Source organism: Micromonospora rubida (genome assembly GCF_009908295.1).
GTDB classification, from domain to species: Bacteria; Actinomycetota; Actinomycetes; order Mycobacteriales; family Micromonosporaceae; genus Micromonospora; species Micromonospora rubida.
This window is the reverse complement of record NZ_JAAALO010000004.1, coordinates 389270-411863: the sequence shown is the minus strand read 5'-3', so window position 1 is coordinate 411863 and position 22594 is coordinate 389270. Positions and strand designations below refer to the sequence as shown.

Annotated in this window: 19 protein-coding genes; 9 read left to right on the top strand and 10 right to left on the bottom strand. The window is 73.9% G+C overall.

Annotation, left to right across the window (positions count from 1 at the left end; all coding sequences use genetic code 11):
* The first annotated feature begins 131 nt into the window (after positions 1-131).
* Both GVV04_RS16250 and GVV04_RS16245 read left to right on the top strand, forming a co-directional pair.
* The gene (locus tag GVV04_RS16250; protein WP_161688869.1) at positions 132-1694 is read left to right on the top strand and encodes an AMP-binding protein; all 1563 of its coding nucleotides are present in this window, start codon (positions 132-134) and stop codon (positions 1692-1694) included.
* 155 nt (positions 1695-1849) lie between these two features.
* Positions 1850-3112: a serine hydrolase domain-containing protein gene (locus GVV04_RS16245; protein ID WP_161688868.1), complete on the top strand. Its 1263-nt coding sequence runs from the start codon at positions 1850-1852 to the stop codon at positions 3110-3112.
* 41 nt (positions 3113-3153) lie between these two features.
* Here GVV04_RS16245 and GVV04_RS16240 read toward each other — a convergent pair whose 3' ends face one another.
* From GVV04_RS16240 to GVV04_RS16220, 5 genes are all read right to left on the bottom strand, one after another.
* Positions 3154-4002, bottom strand: a complete 849-nt coding sequence (locus GVV04_RS16240) for a hypothetical protein (protein ID WP_161688867.1) — start codon at positions 4000-4002, stop codon at positions 3154-3156.
* Complete coding sequence (locus GVV04_RS16235) at positions 3995-4513, bottom strand: SigE family RNA polymerase sigma factor (protein ID WP_161688866.1); 519 nt, start codon at positions 4511-4513, stop codon at positions 3995-3997. The genes GVV04_RS16240 and GVV04_RS16235 overlap by 8 nt, the downstream gene beginning before the upstream one ends.
* A gap of 57 nt (positions 4514-4570) precedes the next feature.
* Positions 4571-5821: a phosphoribosylamine--glycine ligase gene (gene purD / locus GVV04_RS16230; RefSeq protein WP_161688865.1), complete on the bottom strand. Its 1251-nt coding sequence runs from the start codon at positions 5819-5821 to the stop codon at positions 4571-4573.
* Between the two features lie 175 nt (positions 5822-5996).
* On the bottom strand, positions 5997-6938 hold the full coding sequence (locus GVV04_RS16225; protein ID WP_161688864.1) for a type IV toxin-antitoxin system AbiEi family antitoxin domain-containing protein: 942 nt from the start codon (positions 6936-6938) through the stop codon (positions 5997-5999).
* Positions 6939-7108: 170 nt separating this feature from the next.
* Positions 7109-8398, bottom strand: a complete 1290-nt coding sequence (locus GVV04_RS16220) for an adenylosuccinate synthase (protein ID WP_161688863.1) — start codon at positions 8396-8398, stop codon at positions 7109-7111.
* Between the two features lie 122 nt (positions 8399-8520).
* Here GVV04_RS16220 and GVV04_RS16215 point away from each other — a divergent pair, with 122 nt between their 5' ends.
* Together GVV04_RS16215 and GVV04_RS33155 are read left to right on the top strand one after the other, a co-directional pair.
* On the top strand, positions 8521-9519 hold the full coding sequence (locus tag GVV04_RS16215; protein ID WP_161688862.1) for a diacylglycerol kinase family protein: 999 nt from the start codon (positions 8521-8523) through the stop codon (positions 9517-9519).
* Between the two features lie 908 nt (positions 9520-10427).
* Positions 10428-12290 (top strand): MinD/ParA family ATP-binding protein, encoded by a 1863-nt coding sequence (locus GVV04_RS33155; protein WP_235966337.1) that lies wholly within the window; start codon positions 10428-10430, stop codon positions 12288-12290.
* A 56-nt stretch (positions 12291-12346) separates the two neighbouring features.
* Here GVV04_RS33155 and GVV04_RS16205 read toward each other — a convergent pair whose 3' ends face one another.
* Positions 12347-12775, bottom strand: coding sequence for a DUF3151 domain-containing protein (locus tag GVV04_RS16205; protein ID WP_161688860.1), 429 nt, complete (start codon positions 12773-12775; stop codon positions 12347-12349).
* 323 nt (positions 12776-13098) lie between these two features.
* On the opposite strand from GVV04_RS16205, the gene GVV04_RS16200 reads away from it, so the two are divergent.
* On the top strand, positions 13099-14307 hold the full coding sequence (locus tag GVV04_RS16200; protein ID WP_328822420.1) for an LOG family protein: 1209 nt from the start codon (positions 13099-13101) through the stop codon (positions 14305-14307).
* Between the two features lie 62 nt (positions 14308-14369).
* Here GVV04_RS16200 and fbaA read toward each other — a convergent pair whose 3' ends face one another.
* Both fbaA and GVV04_RS16190 read right to left on the bottom strand, forming a co-directional pair.
* The gene (gene fbaA / locus GVV04_RS16195; RefSeq protein ID WP_161688859.1) at positions 14370-15392 is read right to left on the bottom strand and encodes a class II fructose-bisphosphate aldolase; all 1023 of its coding nucleotides are present in this window, start codon (positions 15390-15392) and stop codon (positions 14370-14372) included.
* Positions 15393-15571: 179 nt separating this feature from the next.
* Positions 15572-15955: a phage holin family protein gene (locus GVV04_RS16190; protein ID WP_161688858.1), complete on the bottom strand. Its 384-nt coding sequence runs from the start codon at positions 15953-15955 to the stop codon at positions 15572-15574.
* 133 nt (positions 15956-16088) lie between these two features.
* Between GVV04_RS16190 and GVV04_RS16185 the strand changes: the two genes are divergently transcribed.
* Positions 16089-16301 carry a hypothetical protein gene (locus tag GVV04_RS16185; RefSeq protein WP_161688857.1) on the top strand — a complete coding sequence of 71 codons (213 nt, stop codon included), beginning with the start codon at positions 16089-16091 and terminating at the stop codon, positions 16299-16301.
* Between the two features lie 77 nt (positions 16302-16378).
* Positions 16379-16600, top strand: coding sequence for an LPXTG cell wall anchor domain-containing protein (locus GVV04_RS34385; protein ID WP_161688856.1), 222 nt, complete (start codon positions 16379-16381; stop codon positions 16598-16600).
* Between the two features lie 177 nt (positions 16601-16777).
* On the opposite strand, the gene GVV04_RS16175 is transcribed toward GVV04_RS34385, so the two are convergent.
* Positions 16778-17845, bottom strand: a complete 1068-nt coding sequence (locus tag GVV04_RS16175; RefSeq protein WP_161688855.1) for an LCP family protein — start codon at positions 17843-17845, stop codon at positions 16778-16780.
* Positions 17846-17847: 2 nt separating this feature from the next.
* Positions 17848-18327 (bottom strand): SigE family RNA polymerase sigma factor, encoded by a 480-nt coding sequence (locus tag GVV04_RS16170; RefSeq protein ID WP_161688854.1) that lies wholly within the window; start codon positions 18325-18327, stop codon positions 17848-17850.
* Between the two features lie 201 nt (positions 18328-18528).
* Between GVV04_RS16170 and GVV04_RS16165 the strand changes: the two genes are divergently transcribed.
* Both GVV04_RS16165 and GVV04_RS16160 read left to right on the top strand, forming a co-directional pair.
* Entirely contained in the window at positions 18529-20067 is a 1539-nt protein-coding gene (locus GVV04_RS16165; protein WP_161688853.1) for a 3' terminal RNA ribose 2'-O-methyltransferase Hen1, read from the top strand.
* Positions 20064-22586 carry a polynucleotide kinase-phosphatase gene (locus tag GVV04_RS16160; RefSeq protein ID WP_161688852.1) on the top strand — a complete coding sequence of 841 codons (2523 nt, stop codon included), beginning with the start codon at positions 20064-20066 and terminating at the stop codon, positions 22584-22586. Before GVV04_RS16165 ends, GVV04_RS16160 begins: the two co-directional genes overlap by 4 nt.
* Positions 22587-22594: the final 8 nt, after the last annotated feature.

Genomic DNA, 22594 nt, shown 5'->3' with positions numbered 1-22594 from the left:
GGTGGAGATCGGCACCGGAGGGGCCCGCGAGCAGGGCGTGGCCGGCCCCAGCAACACCGGCGGCACCTGACCAGACACGCCCGGCGAGGAGCCCCACAGGTGGGGCCCCGCACCGCCGAAGGAGGCCGTGCATGGACCTGCCGTTCGTCGTTGCCACGCTGACCCGGCGCGGCCTGCTCACCCCGGGCCGGCCCATCCGGATCGCCTCCCAGCTCGGCGCGCTGCGCAGATGGGGTTGGAGCCTCGCCGGTGAGCTGCGCCAGGCCGCCGCCCGGGACCCGGGCCGCACCGCCGTCGTCGACGAGCTGGGCGCCGAGCTGACGTACCGGGACCTGCTGGACCGGGCCGAGCGGCTGGCGACGTCGCTGCGCGGCGTGCTCGGCGTCCAGGCCGGGGACCGGATCGGGCTGCTCTGCCGCAACCACCCCGGGATGATCGAGGCCATGGTTGCCACCACCCTGCTCGGCGCGGACGCGGTGCTGGTCAACTCCGGGCTCTCCGCCGCGCAGCTCGCCACCGTCGCCGAGGAGCAGGCGCTCAAGGTCCTGGTGCACGACGCCGAGTTCGCCGACCGGCTCTCCGGCCTCCCCGCCGAGCTGCACCGGGTCGACGAGGCCCGGCTGGAGGAGCTGGTCGCGGGGGCGCAGCCCGGCGACCTCCGGCCGCCGCCGCGCGACGGCCGGACCATCGTGCTCACCTCCGGCACCACCGGCGCGCCCAAGGGCGCCCGCCGGCCCACCCCGCACGGCTTCGGCCCGCTGGTCTCCATCATCGACCGCATCCCGCTGCACGTCCGGCACACCGTGTTGATCGCCGCGCCGCTGTTCCACACCTGGGGGTACGCCGCCCTCCAGGTCTGCTTCGCCCTGCGGGCGACCATCGTGCTGCACCGCCGCTTCGACCCGGCCGCCACGCTGGACGCGCTGGCCGCGCAGCGCTGCGACGCCATGTTCGCGGTGCCGGTGATGGTGCAGCGGCTGATGGAGGTGCCCCCGCCCGGCCGGAGGCCGCCGCTGAAGGTGGTCGCGGTCAGCGGTTCCGCGCTGCCCGGCGGGCTGGCCACGAAATTCATGGACGCCTACGGCGACGTCCTCTACAACCTGTACGGCTCCACCGAGGTCTCCTGGGCCTCCATCGCCGGCCCCGCCGACCTGCGACGGGCTCCCACCACCGCCGGCCGACCGCCGTACGGCACCCGGCTGCGGATCGTCGACGAGGAGGGTCGACCGGTCCCCGACGGCCAGGTCGGCCGGATCTTCGTGGGCAACGAGATGCTGTTCGAGGGCTACACCTCGGGGGCGGGGCGGGAGAGCCGGGACGGGCTGCTGGACACCGGGGACCTCGGCCGGCTGGACGCCGACGGGCTCCTCTTCGTCGACGGACGGGCCGACGACATGATCGTCTCCGGCGGGGAGAACGTCTTCCCGTCCGAGGTGGAGGATCTGATCGCCCGGCTCCCCCAGGTCCGGGAGGCTGCCGTCATCGGCGTGCCGGACCCGGAGTACGGCCAGCGACTCGCCGCGTTTCTCGCCCTGCACCCCGGCGAGACGCTGGACCCGGAGGCGGTCCGCGAGTACGTCCGGCACTACCTGGCCCGGTTCTCCGTGCCCCGGGACGTGGTCTTCGTGAAGTACCTGCCGCGCAACGCCACCGGCAAGGTGCTGAACCGCGAGCTGCGCCGCTACTACGGCTGACGGGCTCTCCCCCGGCCGCGCCACCAGCACGGCCCAGGGGTTCCTCCCCCAGCCTTGGACCGGGCACACCAGGGACTCACCCGAGCCGCCGACCGGGGTGCGCCGGGGGACTCTCCCGGATGCTCCGGCTCTCCCCGGCGGGCAGGCTCGACGGCATGAAGATCACGAATCGCCGGACCGTCCTCGTCGCCACGGCGCTCGGCGCCCTGCTGACCGTCACCGCCCCCGGCGCGGTCGCCGCCGCCCCCCGCACCACCGACGCCTCGACCCCCGGCTCCGCCGCCGCCCCCGCCCCCGGCTCCGTGGCTGCCGGCTCCGCGGGCGCCGGGACGGCGACGCTCGGCCGGGGCGGCGCCGGCTGCCGGCCCGGCACCCTCGACCCCGGCCCTCTACAGGCGGCGATCGCCGGCCTACCCAGCGCCGACGCGACCAGCGCCCAGGTGCGGATCACCACCCCGGAGGGCTGCTGGACGGGCGTCACCGGCGTACGGGACCTGCGCACCCAGGCCCCGGTGCCGCCGCACGCACGGTTCCGGGTGGGCAGCGCGACCAAGGTCTTCACCGCCGCCCTCGTGCTCCAGCTCGCCGCCGAGGGGCGGGTCGACCTGAACCGGCCGGTGCAGGGATACCTACCCGGCCTGCTGCCCGCCGACTACCCGACCGTGACCGTCCGCCAGCTGCTCGACCACACCAGCGGCATCCCCAGCCCGACCGCGCGGGGCGACATCGAGTGGCAGATCGCCCACCGGTACGACCGCTGGACCCCGGAACAGATCGTCCGGCGCGGGCTGGAAAACGGCCGCGAGTTCGACCCCGGCGAGAAGCAGCACTACACCAACATGGGCTACATCGTCGCCGGCCTGCTGATCGAGAAGGTCACCGGCCACTCGTACGAGGCGGAACTGGACCGGCGGATCGCCCGGCCGCTCGGCCTGCGGGACACGTACGCGCCGGGCGACGACCCGCGCATCCGTGGCCCGCACGCGCACGGCTACCAGGCCGTGGTGCGCGGCGGGACGACCGAGCTGGTGGACGCGACCACCTGGAGCCAGACCTTCACCCCGGCCTCCGGGAACGTCATCTCCAGCCTCGCCGACCTGGACACCTTCATCACGGCGCTGTTCACCGGCCGGGTGGTGCCGGAGCCACAGCTCACCGAGATGTTCACCCTCCCGCAGGTGGACGACGTCGAGGGCGGGCCGGCCCGGTACAGCGCCGGGCTGACCGCAATGCCGCTGCCGAACGGCGAGACCCTGTGGGCCAAGACCGGCTCCCGGTTCGGCTACCTGACCGCCGTGGCCTCCACCCGGGACGGCCGGTTCCGGGTGGAGTACTCAATCACCGCGACGAACGCCAAGGGCGAGGAACTGAGCGCCACCGCCCAGGCCGTCATCGCCGCCGCCCTCGGCATGGCCTGACCCGCGCCCGCCGATCGTCCGACGGCCCCGGCCGACCCACGTCACGGATACAGGGTCAGGCCGGGTGCCCGGGCGATCGCGGCAAGCTGTTCCACGGTGAGCAGGGGCTCTTTGGCGGTCTTCGAGGGCCGCATCTGGTTACCGACCGGCTCAAACCGGGAGTTGTTGGTGACGGCGAGCACCGAGGTGCCGTCCGGCCGCAGCAGCTTCACCCGCAGCTGCCGCTGACCCGGCCCCGCGACCATGCTGCTGACCACTGCGGCCGAACCGTCTGGATAGTTGACGACCTCGCAGTCGTCCGGCTCGGGCGCATGTCGGCAGTCGGGCGTGGCCTCGTCCGTGGCCGTCGGCGTCACCCGGAGCAGGAAAGCGCCAGACTCCTCGCCCCGCCGGACCGTCCCGTCCAGCATGTACTCCCGGTATTGGGACTTGTACTGGAACTGCGGTTCGGAGCAGCCCTTCAACGCAGGGACGATCCGCACCCCGTTGGGCAGTAGGGCTGGCAGCGCGTCCCGGAGCGCCCCGGTCAGTCGGGCGACCCCGGCCCCGGGTGCCTCCGTCGGCCGGGTACGGACCGTGTCGTGCGACTGCAGGGGCGGCAGGGGCCCGCTGGCCTGCGGGGTCACTCCGGCACACAGTGGCACGGGGGTCGACGGGGCCCCGGTGGGCAGGCTGAGCACCGGCAGGGTGACCGCACGGGGCGGGCCTCCGGCCGCCAGCGCCGGCACCACGGCCACCGCAGCGACGGCAGCCGCGACGCCGATGCCGCTCCACACCCACGACCGGTGCCGGCGACGCCGCCGCTCGGCGCTGATCAGGTGTTCCACGTCGATCCGGGTCGCCGGCGCTTCAGCTGCGGCGGCATGCAGTTGGGACGTGATCTCATCCATCGGCGCGTACCCCCTCGTGGGTGGCCGGCACGCCGACGAGGCGGCCCCGCAGCGCCTCGATGGCCCGCGCGGCCTGACTCTTCACGGTTCCGGTGGTGCAGCCCAGTTCCCGGGCCGTCTCCTCGACCGAGAGGTCGCAGAAGTAACGCAGCACCAGGACAGCCCGCCGTCGGGGCGGCAGCTCGGCCAGCAGGGCGAGGATGGTCAGCCGGTCTGCGGCCCCGTCGGTCGCGGACCGCACCGCGCCGTCCGGCACGTCCGCCCACGCGGCCTCCCGCCGCCACGGCCGGCGCCGCTCGTCCAGCCAGATCCGCAGCAGGACACGCCGGGCGTACGCGTCCGGGTTGTCCATCGCGGAGACCCGTCGCCAGTGCCGCAACAGCCGGACCAGCGCCATCGACACCAGGTCGTCCGCCGTGTGCCAGTCGCCGCAGAGCAGGTACGCCGTGCGACGCAGCGGGTCCAGCCGCGCCGCGACGTACTCGCGGTAGCCCTCGATGTCGGCAGGCAATCCGCCACCCCCTCACCTCACCGGTCAAACGGAGGCGAGGGGGGCGGGGGTTGCCTGTCAGCGGGGAATTGTGATCCGGCCGTCGACCGCCGCGGCGGCAATGTCGGTGCGGTGGTGCGAGCCGGCCAGCCCGATGCCGCCGACCAGCGCGTACGCGGCGTCCCGTGCGGCGGCGAGGGTGGGGCCGGTGGCCGTACCGCAGACGACCCGGCCCCCCGCGGAGAGCAACGCGCCGTCGGCGGCCCGGCGGGCGGTGCCCGCGTGGATCACGCCCGGGCGGTCGGCGCCGGTGATCACGTCGCCGGTGCGCGGGGCGCCCGGGTAGTTGTCGGCGGCCACGACCACGGTCACCGCCGCGCCGTCGCGCCAGCGCAGCGGCGGGTGGTCGGCCAGGGTGCCGGTGGCGGCGGCGTGCAGCAGGCCGCCGAGCGGGGTCTCCAACAGGGCGAGGACGACCTGGGTCTCCGGGTCGCCGAAGCGGGCGTTGAACTCGATCACCCTGGGCCCGTCGGCGGTCATCGCCAGCCCCACGTAGAGCAGGCCGGCGAACGGGGTGCCCCGGCGGCGCATCTCCGCCAGGGTCGGGTGGACGACGTCGGCCATCACCTCGTCGACCAGGCCGGGCGGCGCCCAGGGCAGCGGCGCGTACGCCCCCATGCCGCCGGTGTTCGGGCCGGAGTCGCCGTCGCCGACCCGCTTGAAGTCCTGCGCCGGCAGCAGCGGCACCGCCGCCTCCCCGTCGGTGACCACGAAGAGGGAGACCTCGGGACCTGCGAGGTATTCCTCGACGACGACCCGCCCGCACTCCCGCGCGTGGCGCAGCGCAGCGGCCCGGTCGTCGGTCACCACGACGCCCTTGCCGGCGGCCAGCCCGTCGTTCTTCACCACGTACGGCGGGCCGAACTCGTCCAGCGCGGCGGCGGTGGACGCCTCGTCCACGCAGGTGTACGCCCGGGCGGTCGGCACGCCGGCGGCGGTCATCACGTCCTTGGCGAACGTCTTCGAGCCCTCCAGCCGGGCGGCCTCGGCGGACGGCCCGAACGCGGCGATGCCCTTGGCGCGCACGGCGTCGGCGACCCCGGCGACCAGCGGCGCCTCCGGCCCGATCACCACCAGGTCGGCCCGGATCTCCACGGCCAACGCGGCCACCCCCGCCGGGTCGGCCACGTCGACGGCCCGCAACTCGGCCACCGCACCGATCCCCGGATTTCCGGGCGCGGCAACCACCTGCTCGACGGCCGAATCGTCAGCCAACCCCAGGGCGAGCGCATGCTCGCGCCCCCCACCACCCAAAAGAAGTACGCGCACGCCAAAGAACCCTACCCGCCCCCTCCCCGCCCACCCCCGCCCCGCCCTGCCCTGCCCCGCCGCGCCCTGCCCTGCCCCGCCGCGCCGCGCCCCTGCCGCGCCCCTGCCGCGCCGTGCCGCGTTGATCAAGGGGTTTGCGTCAACTTTGATCTCTAACCTGACGTAAACCCCTTGATCAACACCCCGTTGAGGGGTGGGTGGGGTTAGGGGTCATTGCCTGGCGGACCGTCCAGGGGATGTAGTCCGGGCGGAGGGTGTCGGCCCAGGTGAAGCGGAGGATTCGCCAGCCCGCGTTGATCAAGCGATTCTGCCTGCGGCGGTCGGCGAAGAGGGCGTCCGGCGTGCTGTGCGGGCCGCCGCCGTCGGCCTCGGCGATCAGCCTCGCGGCGCGCCAGCCCAGGTCGCCGATGCCGAGCAGGTGGCCGTCCTCGTCACGGACCTCCAGTTGCAACTCGTCCGGAGGGACCCCGCCGTCGACGCATCTGAGCCGCGACCGGCTCTCCAATGGTGACTGCGACCTCCCGTCCGCCTCGACGAGGTACCCCCGGGCGGCCACGGCGCCCCGGCGTCCCCGAAGGAGGGCCGGTGCCATCGCCAGGTCCTCCGCTGTGATGAGTCCGGCGTTCAGGGCCGAGTCGAGGACGGACACCGCCGGGTACCGGCTCTGACGGAGGATCACATCCGTGACCGTACGAAGTGGAGACGTCACGGGAGTGCCGGCCACGCGGACGATGTCACCGGCGGAGACGGTCAGTTGATGGACCACCAGCAGGGGATCGCTGTGCCGCTGGGACCGGGGTTGGTCCACGGGCACGGAGACGTGAACGGCGGAGCTCCGGCGCAGGCCGGCGATTCCGTGCAGCTCCATCGCCGTGTCCAGGACCGCGAAGGCGCCCGGGCCCAGGCTCGCCACCGCTGCCCGGATGCGGGCCCGGTTGACCAACGGGTCGGTCGGCTTCCCGTACGGCGCGAAGCAGCCACGTGCCAGCCGCGTCCAACGGCCGGAGCGCCAGAGCTGCCGGACCTGGTCCCTGCTGAGGCCGGCCGCCAGGGCCTGCCCGGTGGTGACCATCCCGCCCTGACCGGCGGCGACCTGACTGATGAGTTCGAGCGGCATCACCGCTCCACCCTCACCCCAGACCCGAAACACCTCCACCCCTATGGATAACCCTGTGGATAACTCAGGGCATCCGAGTGTTGATCAAGGGGTTTACGTCAGATCAGAGATCAAAGTTGACGTAAACCCCTTGATCAACACAACACGGCGAAGGGGGCAGCGCGCCGGGGTTAGGGGAGGAGGGGGTGGCGGGTTACGTTTTCCTCGCGGCCGGGGCCTACGCCTACGACGCTGACTCGGGTGCCGCAGATCTCCTCGATGCGGGCGATGTAGCGGCGCGCGTTCTCCGGGAGGTCAGCCTCGGTTCTCGCCTTGGTGATGTCCTCCTGCCAGCCGTCGTGCTCCTCGTAGATCGGCTTGGCGTGGTGGAAGTCGGTCTGCGTCATCGGCATGTCGTCGAAGCGCTCGCCGTTGATCTCGTACCCGACGCAGAGCGGGACCTTGGGCAGGCCGGTGAGCACGTCCAGCTTGGTGATCACCAGGTCGGTGACGCCGTTGAGGCGGCACGCGTACCGGGCGACGACGGCGTCGAACCAGCCGCACCGGCGCTCCCGGCCGGTCGTCGTGCCGTACTCGTGGCCGACCTTGCGCAGGTGTTGACCGTTGTCGTCGAACAGCTCGGTCGGGAACGGGCCGGAGCCCACCCGGGTGGTGTACGCCTTGCTCACCGCGATGACCTTGTTGATCGCGGTCGGCGGGATGCCGGCACCCACGCACGCCCCACCCGCCGTCGGGTTCGACGAGGTCACGAAGGGGTAGGTGCCGTGGTCCATGTCGAGCATGGTGGCCTGGGCACCCTCCAGCAGGACCGTCTCGCCCCGGTCGAGGGCGTCCCAGAGCATCACCCGGGTCTCGGCGATGTACGGCTTGAGCCGCTCGGCGTACTCCAGGTACTCCTCGACGGTCGCCTCGACGTCGATCGCCTTGCGGTTGTACACCTTGAACAGGATCTGGTTCTTCTCGCGCAGCGCGAGTTCCAGCTTCTTGTGCAGGATGCCCGGGTCGAGCAGATCCTGGAGCCGGATGCCCATCCGGGCGACCTTGTCCCCGTACGCCGGGCCGATGCCCCGGCCGGTGGTGCCGATCCGGGAGCTGCCGAGGTAGCGCTCCACCACCAGGTCCAGGGCCCGGTGGTGCGGCATGATCAGGTGCGCGTCACCGGAGATCCGCAGCCGGGACACGTCCACGCCACGCTCGGCGAGGCCGTCGATCTCGGTCAGCAGCACCTTCGGGTCGACCACCACACCGTTGCCGATGATGATCATCGCGCTCGGTGAGAGCGCGCCGGACGGCATCAGGTGCAGCGCGTACTTCTGCCCGTCAGGGGTGATCACCGTGTGGCCGGCGTTGTTGCCGCCGGAGTAGCGCACGACGTAGTCGACCCGCTCACCCAGCAGGTCGGTAACCTTGCCCTTGCCCTCGTCGCCCCACTGAGCGCCGATGAGCACGATCGCTGGCATCTTTTCCGCCTCCAGAAGGCTCGGGTGCCAGGTGGCGACCGGTCGGCGAGCCCGGGGTGTCAGGCTAACAAGAGGTCGGGGCGGGATCAGCAGGGGTTCGTCGAGAGTCAGGAGAATCTTTCGTGTACGACGTGGTGCTGCTCACCCTCGGCTCGGAGCGGGACGCTCCCGGCGGGGGCTGCGGCAGCGACGGAGCCTGCTGCGGCGACACCAACGGGGACGCCCCCGGGCGGGCCGAGGAACGGTGTGAGACTCCCCGGGTGCCGGTGCTGGCCTGCGCGGATGCGCTGACCGCCCGGGGTGCCCGGGTGGAGACCATCACCGCCCACTCGGACGCCGAGATCGACGAGGTGCTGGCGCGGCTCGACGGCCCGCCCCGCCCCGACGGGCTCACCTGGCCCGATCCCGACTCGAAGATCCGGCTGGTCGTCGCCACGGCAAGCGACAGCCAGTTGCGGGCCGTCGTGCGCCGGCTCGTCCGGCGGTACGCCCCACCGCCCAGCCGCCGCCCCGCCGATTTGCCCGGGAACCGTACGGTGCCGGATTTGCCGCCGGTGGGCGTACTCCCGCTCGATCCGGCCCGGGGCGGCGGGCAGCGTGACCTGGCCGCGCAGCTCGGGCTGCCGCGCGACCCGGCGGACGTGGCCGCCGCGGTCCTGGACGGCACCCCCCGCCGGCTCGACCTGCTGCGCAACGACGGCGGCTCGGTGACGCTGGACGGCGCGCTGCTCGGCGCCACCGACGACGCCGGCCGACCGCTGCACTGGCGGGGCCGGATCGAGGTCGACGACGCCGTGCTCTCGGCGGGCGACGACCCCCTCCTCGCCTGTGCCATCGGCAACGCGGGCGGATACGCCCAGCTCGACGGCCTTCCCCTGCTCACCGCCGGAGACCCGACGGACGGCGTGGTCGAGGTCGCGGTGGCCGTTCCCGTGGTGACCCGCTCGGCGTTGGGCAGGAAGCGGATGCGGTTCGAGGTACGCCGGGCGCGGGGGCGCGCGGTGGCCGTCATCCCGCGCGACGAGCGGGTGCCCTACCTCGACGACGGGGTCGAGGGGGAGCTGAGCCGGAAGCGGTCGTGGTGGACCGAGCCGGGTGCCTGGGCGGTCTGGACCGCCTGAAGAGCCCCTGCGGCGTTCCACCGGCAACATTCGCCCCGAGGGTACGGGCACCATGCGGGGTACGGGCACCGTGCCGGACGATTCACCGGCACGCTGGGGTGTCCGGGGGAGGGACTCCGGGGCGCGGACCGGCGGAGATCCGCGTCGATGGCCGGCGGTTCGGCCCCGGGGCCTATCCTCGGCAGGAGGAATGGGGAGGAACCGTCGTGGACGACAACGCCGACCGGGTCCACGTACCCGGCCAGCAGCCGGCTCCGGAGCGGGACATCGAACCGCTCTGGCCGCCGGACCCGACCGATCCCGGGCCGGCCAGCTCCGGCCCGGCGTGGGCCGTGCGTGCACCCCAGCAGCCGACACCCCAGCGGCCGACACCCCTTCCACCGGTCCCCGGGCCGGGGCTTGACGCGCAGAGCGCGTACCCGTCGTTGGCCGCCTCGCCGGCCGCGCGGCCCGGAACGGGGCCGCGAGAGGCGTACCCTCCCGCCGTCGCGCCGCCGGGCGGGCATCCCGAGGCCGGACCGCAGGGCGGATACCCGGCCACCACCGGACCGCAAGGCGGGTATCCCGGGGGCGGACCGCAGGGCGGATACCCGGCCACCACCGGACCGCAGGGCGGGCAGGTCGGGGGCGGCCAGGGTCACGGCCACGGGCAGAGTCCGCCGGGGCCCGGCGAATGGCCGGTGGACGGACCGGACGGGTGGGCTCCGGTGCCGTCGGAGACCGCATGGGCGCCACCGTCCGTGGGCGGCGTGCCGGCCCCCCGGGTCGGGCAGCCGGCACCCGGTCCGGTGGATCTGCATCTGCCCTTCACCCTGGACCAAGCGGCCACCGCGCACCCGGCCCCGATCCCGGCCCGTCGGCCGGTGGACTCGTCCGGGCCGGCCGACCCGTCGACGCCTCCGGCGCCCATGGCCCCGCCGCACGGCCCTCCGACGGCCGGCCCTCCGACGGCCGGCCCGGCCGCCTCCGCGGTGACCGGCCCGACCGCGGTAGCCGGCCCGACCGCGGTAGCCGGCCCGACCGCGGTAGCCGGCCCGACCGCGGTAGCCGGCCCGACCGCGGTAGCCGGCCCGACCGCGGTAGCCGGCCCGACCGCGGTAGCCGGCCCGACCGCGACTAGCGGACAGGGCATGAGCGGCGGACAGGGCATGAGCGGGGCTGCCGGGAGCGACGGCGGGCGGAACGGTACGGCCGGCGGAACGGTGCCGGGATCGAACGGCGGAGTGCGGGGAACGGCCGAGTCCCCGTGGGCCCTGCCACCGAGGCGTCCCGGCGCGAACGGGCCGAAGCAGGATGGCCCAGGTCCGGACGACACGGGTCCGGAGGATACGGCTGCGGACGGGCCGGCTGCGGACGGTTGGTCGGGCGGGACGGAGTCGAAGGGACCGGAGCCGAAGGGACCGGAGCCGAAGGGACCGGAGCCGAAGGGACCGGAGCCGCACGCCAGCCTGAGTACGGCCCCCGGTCCGGCGGGGACCGCAGCGCACCCGCCGGGGCCGTTCCCGCCGGTGATGAACCCGCCCGGGCCGCTGCCCCCGACCCCCTATCCGCCCGCCACCGGCGGCACGCCGGCCGACCCGTACGCCGCCGGTCCCCCGGCTGCCGACCCGTACGCCGCTGGGGGACCGGCGGCCGTTACGGGCCCGCCGATGGGGTGGGGGCCGGGACAGCAGCCCGGCCCGGGGCCCCTCACCGCAGGACAGCCGAGCTGGTATCCCCCGAGCTGGCCGCAGCACGGCCAGCAGCCGCCGGCCCCGGTGACGCAGCCGCCGTACCAGGAGGCGGACGGGGTGACCCGGGTGCCGCCCGGCTACCCCGACGTGGGCTGGACGCCCGACCTCGGGACCGCGCCGACCGCCGAGGACTTCGCCCGCCGCCGGCAGGTCCGCCCGGCCGACCCGGTGGCCACCATGGGCGTACGGGCCGTGGTGAACAAGACGGGGCTGGTCAAGCTCCCGCCAGGGCGGCACGAGCAGGAGTTGCGCCACGACATCGAGATGGTGCGCCGCAACTTCGGCGGGCTGCGTCAGGTGACCGTGGTCAACCCGAAGGGCGGCGCGGGCAAGACCGTGGCGATCCTGCTGCTCGCCATGACGTTCGGGCAGAAGCGCGGCGGGTACGTGCTGGCCTGGGACAACAACGAGACCCAGGGCACCCTCGGGATGCGCGCCCAGCAGGACTTCCACTCCCGCACGGTGCGCGACATGCTGCGCGACCTGGGCCAGTTCCAGGGCGCTCACGGGCGGGTCGGCGACCTGTCGCAGTACGTCCGCTCGCAGGGCGAGGGGATGTTCGACGTGCTCGCCTCGGACGAGTCGGCCACCGGTGGGGAGATGCTCACCGCGTCGGCGTTCGCCGAGATCCGGGAGGTGGTCAGCCGGTTCTACAAGCTGATCTTCGTGGACACCGGCAACAACGTCCGGGCGCAGAACTGGCAGGCCGCGATGGACGCCACCGATCAGCTCGTGGTGACGATGTCGGCCCGGAACGACTCGGCGGAGACCGCCGCCCGGATGCTCGACCACCTGGAGCAGAGCGGCCGGCAGCGGCTGGTCCGACAGGCGGTGACGGTGGTGTCCATGCCGCCGTCGCGCAAGGAGATCGACCTGCCGGCCATCCAGGAGCACTTCGCGGCCCGAACCCGGGCGGTGCTGCTGGCCCCGTACGAGCGGTTGATCGACACCGGCGAGCCGATCCGGTACGGGGGGCTCTCCTCGGCCACCCGGGACGCCTGGCTGAAGATCGCCGCATCGGTCGCCGAGGGGCTCTGAGCAGCGCGACGGCCGGTCCGGCAGTTGCCGGACCGGCCGTCACCGGGTCACCGGGATCAGGCGCCGGCCAGGGCGTCCCCGGCGGCGGGGTCGCAGTCGCGCAGGAACTGGGCGCAGCGGGCCGCCTCGTCGGCCTCGCCGATCTCGCCGGCGGCCCGGGAGAGCACGTACAGGCAGCGCAGGAATCCCTGGTTCGGCGCGTGCGACCAGGGCACCGGGCCGTGCCCCTTCCAGCCGCTGCGGCGCAGCTGGTCCAAGCCCCGGTGGTACCCGGTCCGGGCGTACGCGTACGCCGTAACGACCTGGCCGGCGGCCAGGGCGCGGCCCGCGAGCGCGGCCCAGCCGGCACTGTAGGTCGGGAAACGGGCCGCGACCTCGGCGTACGCCTCGTCGGTGCCGGCCTCGGTGGCGGCGGCGAGCGTAGCGTCGGCCTCGTCGTGGACCGGCAGGAGGGTGGCCGGCGGCTCTGGCAACAGGTTCTGCATCGTCCCATTCAACCCGCTTCGCTCTACGCCGCGCGAGGGGGTTGGCAGACCCGGCTGGCTGAACGGTTGAGGCATTGATCACGCCTGCGGCCCCACGTCGGGGGACCTGCGGCCCATGCCGCCGGCAGCCGTTCTCCACTACAACTATTGGTCCGGAGCCTCCCCAGGAACCGGTCACGCAGGAGCCCGGTGGCCTCGCCACCGGGCTCCTGTCGTCCGGAGGCCGGCGCACCGCCGCACCGCCGGATCGGCGGATCGGCGGATCGGCGGGGCGCCCCGCCGGGCGGGTTTGGCGGGTTGCGCCGGGTGGGCAGGATGGGCGGGTGCCGACCCCACCTCCCGCAGACGTCACCTCCCCGCACGACACCAGCGCCACCGAGATCGAGACCCGCAGCACCTTCGAACAGCGGTTGACCACCGGCACCCTGGCCGGGCTGACCGTCCAGGGCCTGCGCCTGGACCTCGACCCGGTCCCCGACCTCACCGGGACTGAGGTGACCGGCACCCTCTTCGTCGGCTGCCGCTTCGCCTCCCGCGAGGTGGGCGCCGACCTGGTCCGGCGCGGTGCGAACGTGGTGCCGCCCTTCTCCGGGCTGCCGTACCCGACCCAGCCGTCGCACCTCTACACCCCCGACGAACTGGCCGCCGGCTTCGCCGAGGGCGGCTTCGCGAACATGTACGACACCCGGGTGTACGCGCACTTCCGAGCGCACGGCGGCGCGCTGCCCGAGGTCAAGGAGGCGCTCGGCCAGCGGCTGCACGATCACGGCGTGGACAACGCGCTGGTCGACGCCACCCGCGCCTGGCTGGCCACGCACGGCCCGCAGTCGGTGGTCGGTGTGATGGGCGGGCACGCCGTCCGGCGGGGCAGCGTGCCGTACCGGATGGCGGCGGTGCTGGGCTGGGAGCTGGCCCGGGCCGACCGGCTGGTGGTGACCGGCGGCGGGCCCGGCGTGATGGAGGCGGCCAACCTGGGCGCGTACCTGTCGAGCCGGCCGGCCGAGGAGCTGACCGCGGCGATCGACCTGCTGACGACCGCGCCGGACTTCACCGACCACGAGCGCTACACCGCCGCCGCGCTGGAGGTCCGGGCCCGGTACGGGGCACCACCAGCCGTGCCCCGGCAGCGCGGCGCCGACCTGGACTGGGCGCGGGCCGGCGGGCTCGCCATCCCCACCTGGTTGTACGGGCACGAGCCGGCGAACCTGTTCGCCGGGCGGATCGCCAAGTACTTCTCGAACGCCATCCGGGAGGACACCATCCTGCGGCTGGCCCGGGGCGGGATCGTCTTCGCGCCCGGCCGGGCCGGCACCGTGCAGGAGGTGTTCCAGGCGGCGACGAAGACGTACTACGGCACGGACGGGTCGAGCGGCGCGTACGTCTTCCTGGACCGGGCCTACTGGACGACGGAGCTGCCGGTCGAGGCGCTGCTGCGCCCCCTGCTGACCGCCTCGCCGTTCGGTGACCTCTCCGGCACCGTGCACCTCACTGACGACGTGCGGGAGGCGGTCCGGGTGCTGACCGCCGGCTGACCACTGCGACGACGACGGCCGGCCCCTCCCGGGTGCCGGCCGTCGTGTCGTACGGGTGGGTGTTACTTCGCCCGGGTGCCGGTGGAGCGCAGGTGCTCGCAGGCCTCGACGACGCGGGCGGAGAGCCCGGCCTCGGCGAGCTTGCCCCAGGCGCGCGGGTCGTACAGCTTCTTGTTGCCGACCTCGCCGTCGACCTTCAGCACGCCGTCGTAGTTGCGGAGCATGTGGTCGGCGACGGGCCGGGTGAAGGCGTACTGGGTGTCGGTGTCGATGTTCATCTTCACCACGCCGTAGTCCAGCGCCTCGCGGATCTCGGACAGCAGCGAGCCGGAGCCGCCGTGGAAGACCAGGCTGAGCGGCTTGTCCTTGCCGTACTTGGCGCCGACCGCCTCCTGGATCTGGTTGAGGATCTCCGGGCGGAGCTTGACGTTGCCCGGCTTGTAGACGCCGTGCACGTTGCCGAAGGTCAGCGCCGCCATGTAGCGGCCCTTCTCGCCCAGGCCGAGGGCCTCGACCATGGCCAGGCCGTCCTCGACGGTGGTGTAGAGCTTGTCGTTGATGGCGTTCTCGACGCCGTCCTCCTCGCCACCGACGACGCCGACCTCGATCTCCAGGACGATCTTGGCCTCGGCGGCCCGGTCCAGCAGCTCGGACGCGATCTTCAGGTTCTCCGCCACCGGCACGGCCGAGCCGTCCCACATGTGCGACTGGAACAGCGGCTCCTGGCCGGCGGCGACCCGCTCCTTGGAGATCTGCATCAAGGGCCGGACGAACTTGTCCAGCTTGTCCTTCGGGCAGTGGTCGGTGTGCAGGGCGATGTTGACCGGGTACTTCTTGGCGACCTCGTGGGCGTACGCGGCGAACGCCACGGCACCGGTGACCATGTCCTTCACGGACGGGCCGGACAGGTACTCCGCGCCACCGGTGGAGACCTGGATGATGCCGTCGCTCTCCGCGTCGGCGAAGCCCTTCAGGGCCGCGTTCAGCGTCTGCGAGGAGGTCACGTTGATCGCGGGGTACGCGTACCGGCCCGCCTTGGCGCGGTCCAGCATCTCCGCGTAGGCCTCGGGGGAAGCGATGGGCATATCGAACGCTCCTTACTTACCGCTGTCGGCCGTACTGGCCGCTGTCTTCCATGGGTGCGCCGGACCGCGCTGTCCTCCACCGGAAGTATCCCGTAGAGGGCGGCCACGGGCGTAACCGACCCTTGACCCGCCCGAGGCGTGGGCCGGTGACCGGGGTGCCGGGCACCCCCTGCGAAACCTCACCGGCCCTCCCACCGGTCCGGCACGGCGACGCTGATCAGCCAGGTCACCACGGCCATCACGATGGCCCCCCAGAAGGCGGCCCAGAACCCGTCCACCCGGAACGGCAGGTCCAACTGGCGGGCGATCCAGTCGGTCAGCAGGAACAGCAGCGCGTTGACCACCAGCGCGAACAGCCCCAGGGTCAGCAGGTAGAAGACGCAGCCCACCACCTTGATCACCGGCTTCAGCACGGCGTTGACCACGCCGAAGATCAGCGCCACCACCACGAGGGTGAGCACCGTGTTGCCGCCGTACCGGCCGCCCACCTCGACGCCGGGCACGATCAGGGTGGCGATCCACAACGCGATCGCCGTGATCGCCAGCCGGATCAGGAAGCCCACGACACCATCCTGGCACCGCCGGCCGGGCCCGGAGGGCCGATTCCGCCGACTCGGCTTTCTCCCCGGCTCCGAGCGCGCACCCGGGTCAGCCCGTACGGTGTGGGTAGCTTTCCACCGGAATCAGGGAGGGACGATGGGTCAGCCCGACGAGGACTTCGCTCCGAGCGACCACCTCACTCCGGAGGAGCGGGACCCGGAGGCGTCCCCGGCCGACGCCGTGGAACAGGCCACCTCGACCGACCCGGCCGACGGCGAGCAGGAGCCGACCCGGGGCCTGGAGGTCGACGACTGGGACGCCATGGAGCAGGCCCGGGTTGTCGCCCCCGACGAGGACGACTACCGCTGAGCCCGCTCCGCGCTCCCGGGCTGCGGTCGCACCGGCGGGGCGGGGCCGGCTGCACGTTGCGGCAGCGGTAATCAACCGTGACGACGAGGCTCGCCGGCGACCCGAGCGAGGGCAACGACATAGCCACGATCACTGTCAAGGCCGGCACCGGAACGGGCGGCGGGGGTGGCGGTGACGGCGGTCTGCCGGTCACCGGCGCCTCGACCGGCCTGATCGCCGGCATCGGCGGCCTGCTGCTCGTGGCCGGCGTCGGCGGCTACCTGGTGGCCAAGCGCCGCCGGACCCGCTTCGTCGCCTGATCCACCCGTACCGCCGGCGCCCCGCCGACCCACCCGGGTCGGCGGGGCGCCGGTTTCACCGCAGAGGGACGATGGGCCAGCCCGACGAGGACGACTACCGCTCAGCCGGTGCGACGGGCGCCCGGAGACCGGACGGCGATGGGCGGGGGCCGCCCGTCGCCGTCGTAGTCGACACGGTCAGCGCGGGCCGGTGACCCGCTCGGGGTGCGCCGCGACCCACGCCGCGAGGCGATCCTCGCGCAGCGCGGCGAGCAGCTCCGGGGCGGCGGCCGGGTCCGGCTCGTAGCGGTGGGCCGGGGCGTCGACCAGTACGGCCGGCAGGTTGAGGCCGACCACCTCGGCGGACCTCAACCGGGGCACGAGGGCCAGCAGGTCGAGCAGCGAGCCGCTCGCCGAGCTGAGGGTGAGGTGCGGGCCGATGTCGGCGGCCAGCCGGGACACCCGCACCGGGTCGTGCAGCACGCCCCGCTCGTCGGCCCGGCGCACCAGGGCGGCGGCGAATTGTTGGGCGTTGCGGTCCCGGTCCTGGGAGTCGTCGGCAAGGGTGCGCCGCTGCCGGAGCAAATCCACGGAGGCTGCTCCGTCCAGGTGCTGGCAGCCGGCCGGGTACGTCCGGCCGGTGTGGAACGAAAGCACCTCGGTCGGCAGGCAGAGCTCCACCCCGCCCACCGCGTCGGTGATCTTCCGCAGCACGGGATAGGTCAGCACCGCGCCCGCGTCGACGCGTACCCCGGTCAACCGGGCGACGACCTGCGAGGTGAGGCTATAGCCCGCGCCGAGGTCGGGCTGTCGCCCCTCCCTGCGGCTTCCGGAGGCGAAGGCGGCGTTGATCTTTTCGCTGCCGTGGCCGGGGACGGCCACCTTCAGATCGCGCGGGATCGACAGCAGGTAGAGCCGGCTGCGGTCGGCCGGCACGTGCACCAGCAGGATCGAGTCGGCCATCGGGGGTTGCGGGCCGCTGGAATCCACGCCGAGAAGCAGCAGGTTCATCGCCCCGACGGGTTCCCCACCGGTCGGGCCAGCGAGGAATTCGGCCCGTTCCGGGGCCTTGGCCGGGGTGACGAGCGGGGCCGCGCCGAGCCCGGTAACCGCCAGCAGGGCCAGGGTCGCCCCGCCGAGCGTGGTACGTCGGCGGCGACGCCGACGGACGGCGGCGATCCGGTCAATGGCCGCACGCAGCGGGCCGGTCGGCGGGGTGAGTGACTCGTGCCGCTCGAACGCGGCATGCAGGTCGTCCTCGATCATGATCAGGCCTCCACGTATTCGGCCCGGAGAGTGGCCAGGGCGCGGGAGATGGACGAACGGACGGTGCCGACCGCGCAGCCGAGGATCTCGGCGATCTCCGCGTCGGGCAGGTCCTCGTAGTAGCGCAGCACCAGGGTGGCGCGCTGTCTGCGCGGCAGGCGGGACAGCCAGGTCCAGACCTGGTCCCGATCCACCGCGTTCTGCGCGTGGTCGGTGGAGACCGGGACGGCGTCGTCGGTCTCGGCGCGCAGCAGCACCCGGCGCACCCACGAGCCGCGCCGCCAGTCGACGTACTGGTTGGTGAGCATCCGGCGCACGTAACGTTCCGGGGAGTCGGCCCGGGCCACTCGCCGCCAGTTCAACTGGGCCCGCACCATGGTCTCCTGCACCAGGTCCTGCGCCTGGTGCGGGTCGCCGGTCAGCATGACCGCGTACCGCAACAGGGCGGTCAGCCGCGAATCGGCGAACTCCTCGTATGTCACTGCACCTCCCGGTGTCCTGCTCTGATGACGGGACCGGGCCGGCTGAACGTTGCGGCAGGAGCGATCAACCGTTCGGCTCATCAGATCTTCGGTCCGCCGTGCGGTGCGAGGGTGCCGCGCCGGACCCGCTTGTCACCGAGCCCACCCCAGCGGGCCGAAAACGGGGCGACGCAAGATCGATGTCCCTGACACCATGGGCGCGTGCTGCTCACCCTGACCACCACCCACCGGCCGGCGACCGACCTCGGGTACCTGCTGGTCAAGCACCCCGACCGGGTGCACTCCTTCGAGCTGCCCGTCGGCGCCGCGCACGTGGTCTTCCCCGAGGCCGACGAGGGGCGCTGCACCGTGGCCCTGCTGGTCGACGTCGACCCGCTGCGGCTGGCCGGTGGCCGCGGCAAGAGCCGGAGCCAGCCGACCGCCCCGCACGGCTTCACCCTCGGCCAGTACGTCAACGACCGCCCGTACGCCGCGTCGAGCCTGCTCGCCTCGGCGCTGGCCAGGGTGTTCCGGTCCGCCCTGCGCGGCGAGTCCCGGGACCGGCCGGAGCTGGCCGCCGCCGAGATCCCACTGGAGGTCCGGGTGCCCGTGCTGCGCTGCCGGGGCGGCGCCGACCTGGCCGCCCGGATTTTCGCGCCGCTGGGCTGGGCGGTGGCGGCCGACCCGATCCCGCTCGACGAGACGTACCCGGAGTGGGGCGACAGCCGGTACGTCGACCTGACGCTGACCGGCACGCTGCGGCTCGCCGATGCGCTGAACCACCTGTACGTGCTGCTGCCGGTGCTCGACGACGCGAAGCACTACTGGGTCGCGCCGGACGAGATCGACAAGCTGCTCCGGGCGGGCGCCGGCTGGCTGGCCGGCCACCCGGAGCGGTCCACCATCACCCGCCGCTACCTGGCCCACCGCCGGGCCCTGGCCGGGGAGGCCATGGCCCGCCTCGCCGAGCAGCGGCTGGCCGAGGAGCCGCCCGCCGACAGCGTGGCCGAGTCCGACGGCGGGGAGGCCGCGCGCCGGCCGTCGCTGGCGGTGCGCCGCCGGGAGGCGGTGCTCGCCGCCCTCGCGGCCAGCGGGGCGACCCGGGTGGTGGACCTCGGCTGCGGCGGCGGGGCGCTGCTGTCCGCCCTGGTGGGCGACCGCCGGTACACCGAGATCGTCGGCACCGACGTGTCCGCCCAGGCGCTGACGCTGGCCGAGCGCCGGCTGCGGCTGGACCGGCTGCCGGAGCGGCAGCGGGACCGGATCCGGCTGTGGCAGTCCGCCCTGACCTACCGGGACGACCGGCTGCGCGGGTACGACGCGGCGGTGCTCATGGAGGTCGTCGAACACGTCGACCTGCCCCGCCTGCCGGCGCTGGAGGACGCCGTGTTCGGTCACGCCCGGCCCGCCACGGTCGTGGTGACCACGCCGAACGTCGAGCACAACGTCCGCTACGAGGGGCTGGGCGCGGGGCGGTTCCGACACCCGGACCACCGCTTCGAGTGGACCCGCGCGGAGTTCGCCGCCTGGGTCGACCGGGTCACGGCCGCGTACGGCTACACCGCGACGATCGGCGGGATCGGCGACGACGACCCCGAGGTCGGCGCCCCCACCCAGCTCGCCGTGTTCACCACGACACCGGCGCACGCCACGACACCGGCGCACGCCACGGCACCGGCGCACGCCACGGCACCGCCGAATGCCACGGCACCGCCGAACGCCACGACGCAGACGACCGCACCGAAGGAGGCGAGCCGATGATCGACATCCCCGAGCTGGCCCTGGTGGCGCTGGTCGGCGTCTCCGGTTCCGGCAAGTCCACCTTCGCCCGGCGACACTTCGCCCCGAGCCAGGTGCTCTCCTCCGACGCGTTCCGGGCGCTGGTCGCCGACGACGAGAACGACCAGTCGGCGTCGGCGGACGCGTTCGACGCGCTGCACCACGTCGCCGGAATTCGGCTGCGGCGCGGCCGGCTCACCGTCGTGGACGCCACCAACCTCCAGCCGCACGCCCGCGCCGGGCTGGTCCGGGTGGCCCGGGAGCACGACGTGCTGCCGGTGGCGATCGTGCTGGACGTGCCGGAGGCGCTGGCCTGGGAGCGGACGCAGGCCCGCACGGACCGTACCTTCGGCCGGCCCGTGCTGGCCCGGATGCAGCGGGACCTGCGCCGGTCGTACCGGCTGCTGGCCCGGGAGGGCTTCCGCAAGGTGCACGTGCTGCGCGGCGTCGAGGAGATCGACGCGGCGGAGGTCCGGTACGAGAAGCTGTTCAACGACCGGCGGGACCTGACCGGGCCGTTCGACATCGTCGGTGACGTGCACGGCTGCCGCGAGGAGCTGGAGGCGCTGCTGCTCCGGCTGGGCTACGGCCTGCGCCGCGACGACGCGGGTCGCCCGGTGGACGCGGCGCACCCGGCTGGTCGTACCGCCGTCTTCGTGGGTGACCTGGTGGACCGCGGCCCGGACTCCCCCGGGGTGCTCCGCCTGGTGATGGGCATGGTGGCGGCTGGGCACGCGATCTGCGTGCCGGGCAACCACGAGCAGAAGCTGCTGCGCAAACTGCGCGGCGCGGCCGTGCGGCTCACCCACGGCCTGCCGGAGACGCTGGCCCAGCTGGAGGCGGAGCCGGCCAGCTTCGTGGCCGAGACGGCGGCCTTCATTGACGGCCTGGTCAGCCACTTCGTGCTGGACGGTGGCCGGCTGGTGGTCGCGCACGCCGGGCTGAAAGAGGAGTACCACGGCCGCGCGTCGGGCCGGGTCCGCGCGTTCGCGCTGTACGGGGAGACCACCGGCGAGGTCGACGAGTACGGCCTGCCGGTGCGCTACCCGTGGGCGCGCGACTACCGGGGCTCGGCCATGGTCGTGTACGGGCACACGCCCGCCCCGGAGGCGGAATGGGTGAACAACACCATCTGCGTCGACACCGGCTGCGTCTTCGGCGGGAAGCTGACCGCGCTGCGCTACCCGGAGCGGGAGCTGGTCTCCGTCGGCGCGGTGAAGGAGTGGTACGCCCCGGCCCGGCCACTGGTCGCGCCGGCCCCGGCCCGCCCGGACACGGTGCTGGACCTGCGCGACGTCGCCGGCCGACGGCACGTCGAGCACCCGTACGGGACGCTGACCGTGCCGGCGGAGAACGCCGCCGCCGCGCTGGAGGTGATGAGCCGGTTCGCGGTCGACCCGCGCTGGCTGACCTGGCTGCCGCCGACGATGGCACCATGCTCGACGTCGACGGTCGACGGGTTCCTGGAGCACCCGGCGCAGGCGTTCGCCGACTACCGGTCGGCCGGCGTCGACCGGGTGGTCTGCGAGGAGAAGCACATGGGCTCGCGGGCCGTGGTGCTGGTCTGCCGCGATCCGGAGGGCGGCCCGTTCGGGCCGGGCGGCGGCGTGGTGCACACCCGCACCGGCCGGCCGTTCTTCGGCCCGCCGCTGGACGGCGAGCTGCTGGACCGGGTCCGGGCGGCGGTGACCGCGGCGGAGCTGTGGGCGGAGCTGGGCACCGACTGGCTGCTGCTGGACTGCGAGCTGCTGCCCTGGTCGGCGAAGGCGGGCGGGCTGATCCGCGAGCAGTACGCGAGCGTGGGGGCGGCAGGCCGGGCCGCCCTGCCGGCGGTGCTGGCCACCCTGGACGCGGCTGCCGGCCGGGGCCTGCCGGTCGGGGAGCTGCGGGAGCGGATGGCCGCCCGATCCGTGGAGGTCGAGGCGTACTCGGCGGCGTACCGGGCGTACGTGGCGCCGACGGACGGGCTGCGCGGGGTGACCCTCGCCCCGTTCGTGGTGCTCGCCTCCGCCGGGGCCAGCCACGTCGACCGGGACCACGGCTGGCACCTCGACCTGGTCGACCGGCTGTGTGCCGCCGACCCGGTGCTGTTCACCCCCACCCGGCGGCGGGTCGTCGACCTGACCGACGCCTCGGCCGAGGCCGATGCCACCGGCTGGTGGCTGGCGCTGACCGCCGGCGGCGGGGAGGGCATGGTGGTCAAGCCGTACGCCGGGCCGGCCGCCCGGTCCTCGCGGGGGTCGCTGCTCCAGCCGGGGATCAAGTGCCGGGGCCGGGAGTACCTGCGGATCATCTACGGCCCGGGATACACCGGGCCGGAGCAGCTCGTCGCGCTACGCCGGCGATCGCTGGGCCGCAAGCGGGGGCTGGCCCTGCGGGAGCACGCCCTCGGGCTCGCCGCCCTGGACGCGCTGGCGGCGGGCGCCCCGCTCTGGCGCCGCCACGAGCTGGTCTTCGCCGTCCTGGCCTGCGAGTCCGAGCCGGTCGACCCCCGCCTGTGACGGCGGTC

Excerpts from the sequence above, each read along its gene's own strand:
- GVV04_RS16175 (WP_161688855.1), bottom strand. The coding sequence starts at position 17,845 with ATGATCGAGGACGACCTGCATGCCGCGTTCGAGCGGCACGAGTCACTC.
- GVV04_RS16245 (WP_161688868.1), top strand. The coding sequence starts at position 1,850 with ATGAAGATCACGAATCGCCGGACCGTCCTCGTCGCCACGGCGCTCGGC.
- GVV04_RS33155 (WP_235966337.1), top strand. The coding sequence starts at position 10,428 with ATGGCCCCGCCGCACGGCCCTCCGACGGCCGGCCCTCCGACGGCCGGC.
- GVV04_RS16240 (WP_161688867.1), bottom strand. The coding sequence starts at position 4,002 with ATGGATGAGATCACGTCCCAACTGCATGCCGCCGCAGCTGAAGCGCCG.
- GVV04_RS16185 (WP_161688857.1), top strand. The coding sequence starts at position 16,089 with ATGGGTCAGCCCGACGAGGACTTCGCTCCGAGCGACCACCTCACTCCG.
- GVV04_RS16220 (WP_161688863.1), bottom strand. The coding sequence starts at position 8,398 with ATGCCAGCGATCGTGCTCATCGGCGCTCAGTGGGGCGACGAGGGCAAG.
- GVV04_RS16160 (WP_161688852.1), top strand. The coding sequence starts at position 20,064 with ATGATCGACATCCCCGAGCTGGCCCTGGTGGCGCTGGTCGGCGTCTCC.
- GVV04_RS16250 (WP_161688869.1), top strand. The coding sequence starts at position 132 with ATGGACCTGCCGTTCGTCGTTGCCACGCTGACCCGGCGCGGCCTGCTC.
- GVV04_RS16225 (WP_161688864.1), bottom strand. The coding sequence starts at position 6,938 with ATGCCGCTCGAACTCATCAGTCAGGTCGCCGCCGGTCAGGGCGGGATG.
- GVV04_RS16205 (WP_161688860.1), bottom strand. The coding sequence starts at position 12,775 with ATGCAGAACCTGTTGCCAGAGCCGCCGGCCACCCTCCTGCCGGTCCAC.
- fbaA (WP_161688859.1), bottom strand. The coding sequence starts at position 15,392 with ATGCCCATCGCTTCCCCCGAGGCCTACGCGGAGATGCTGGACCGCGCC.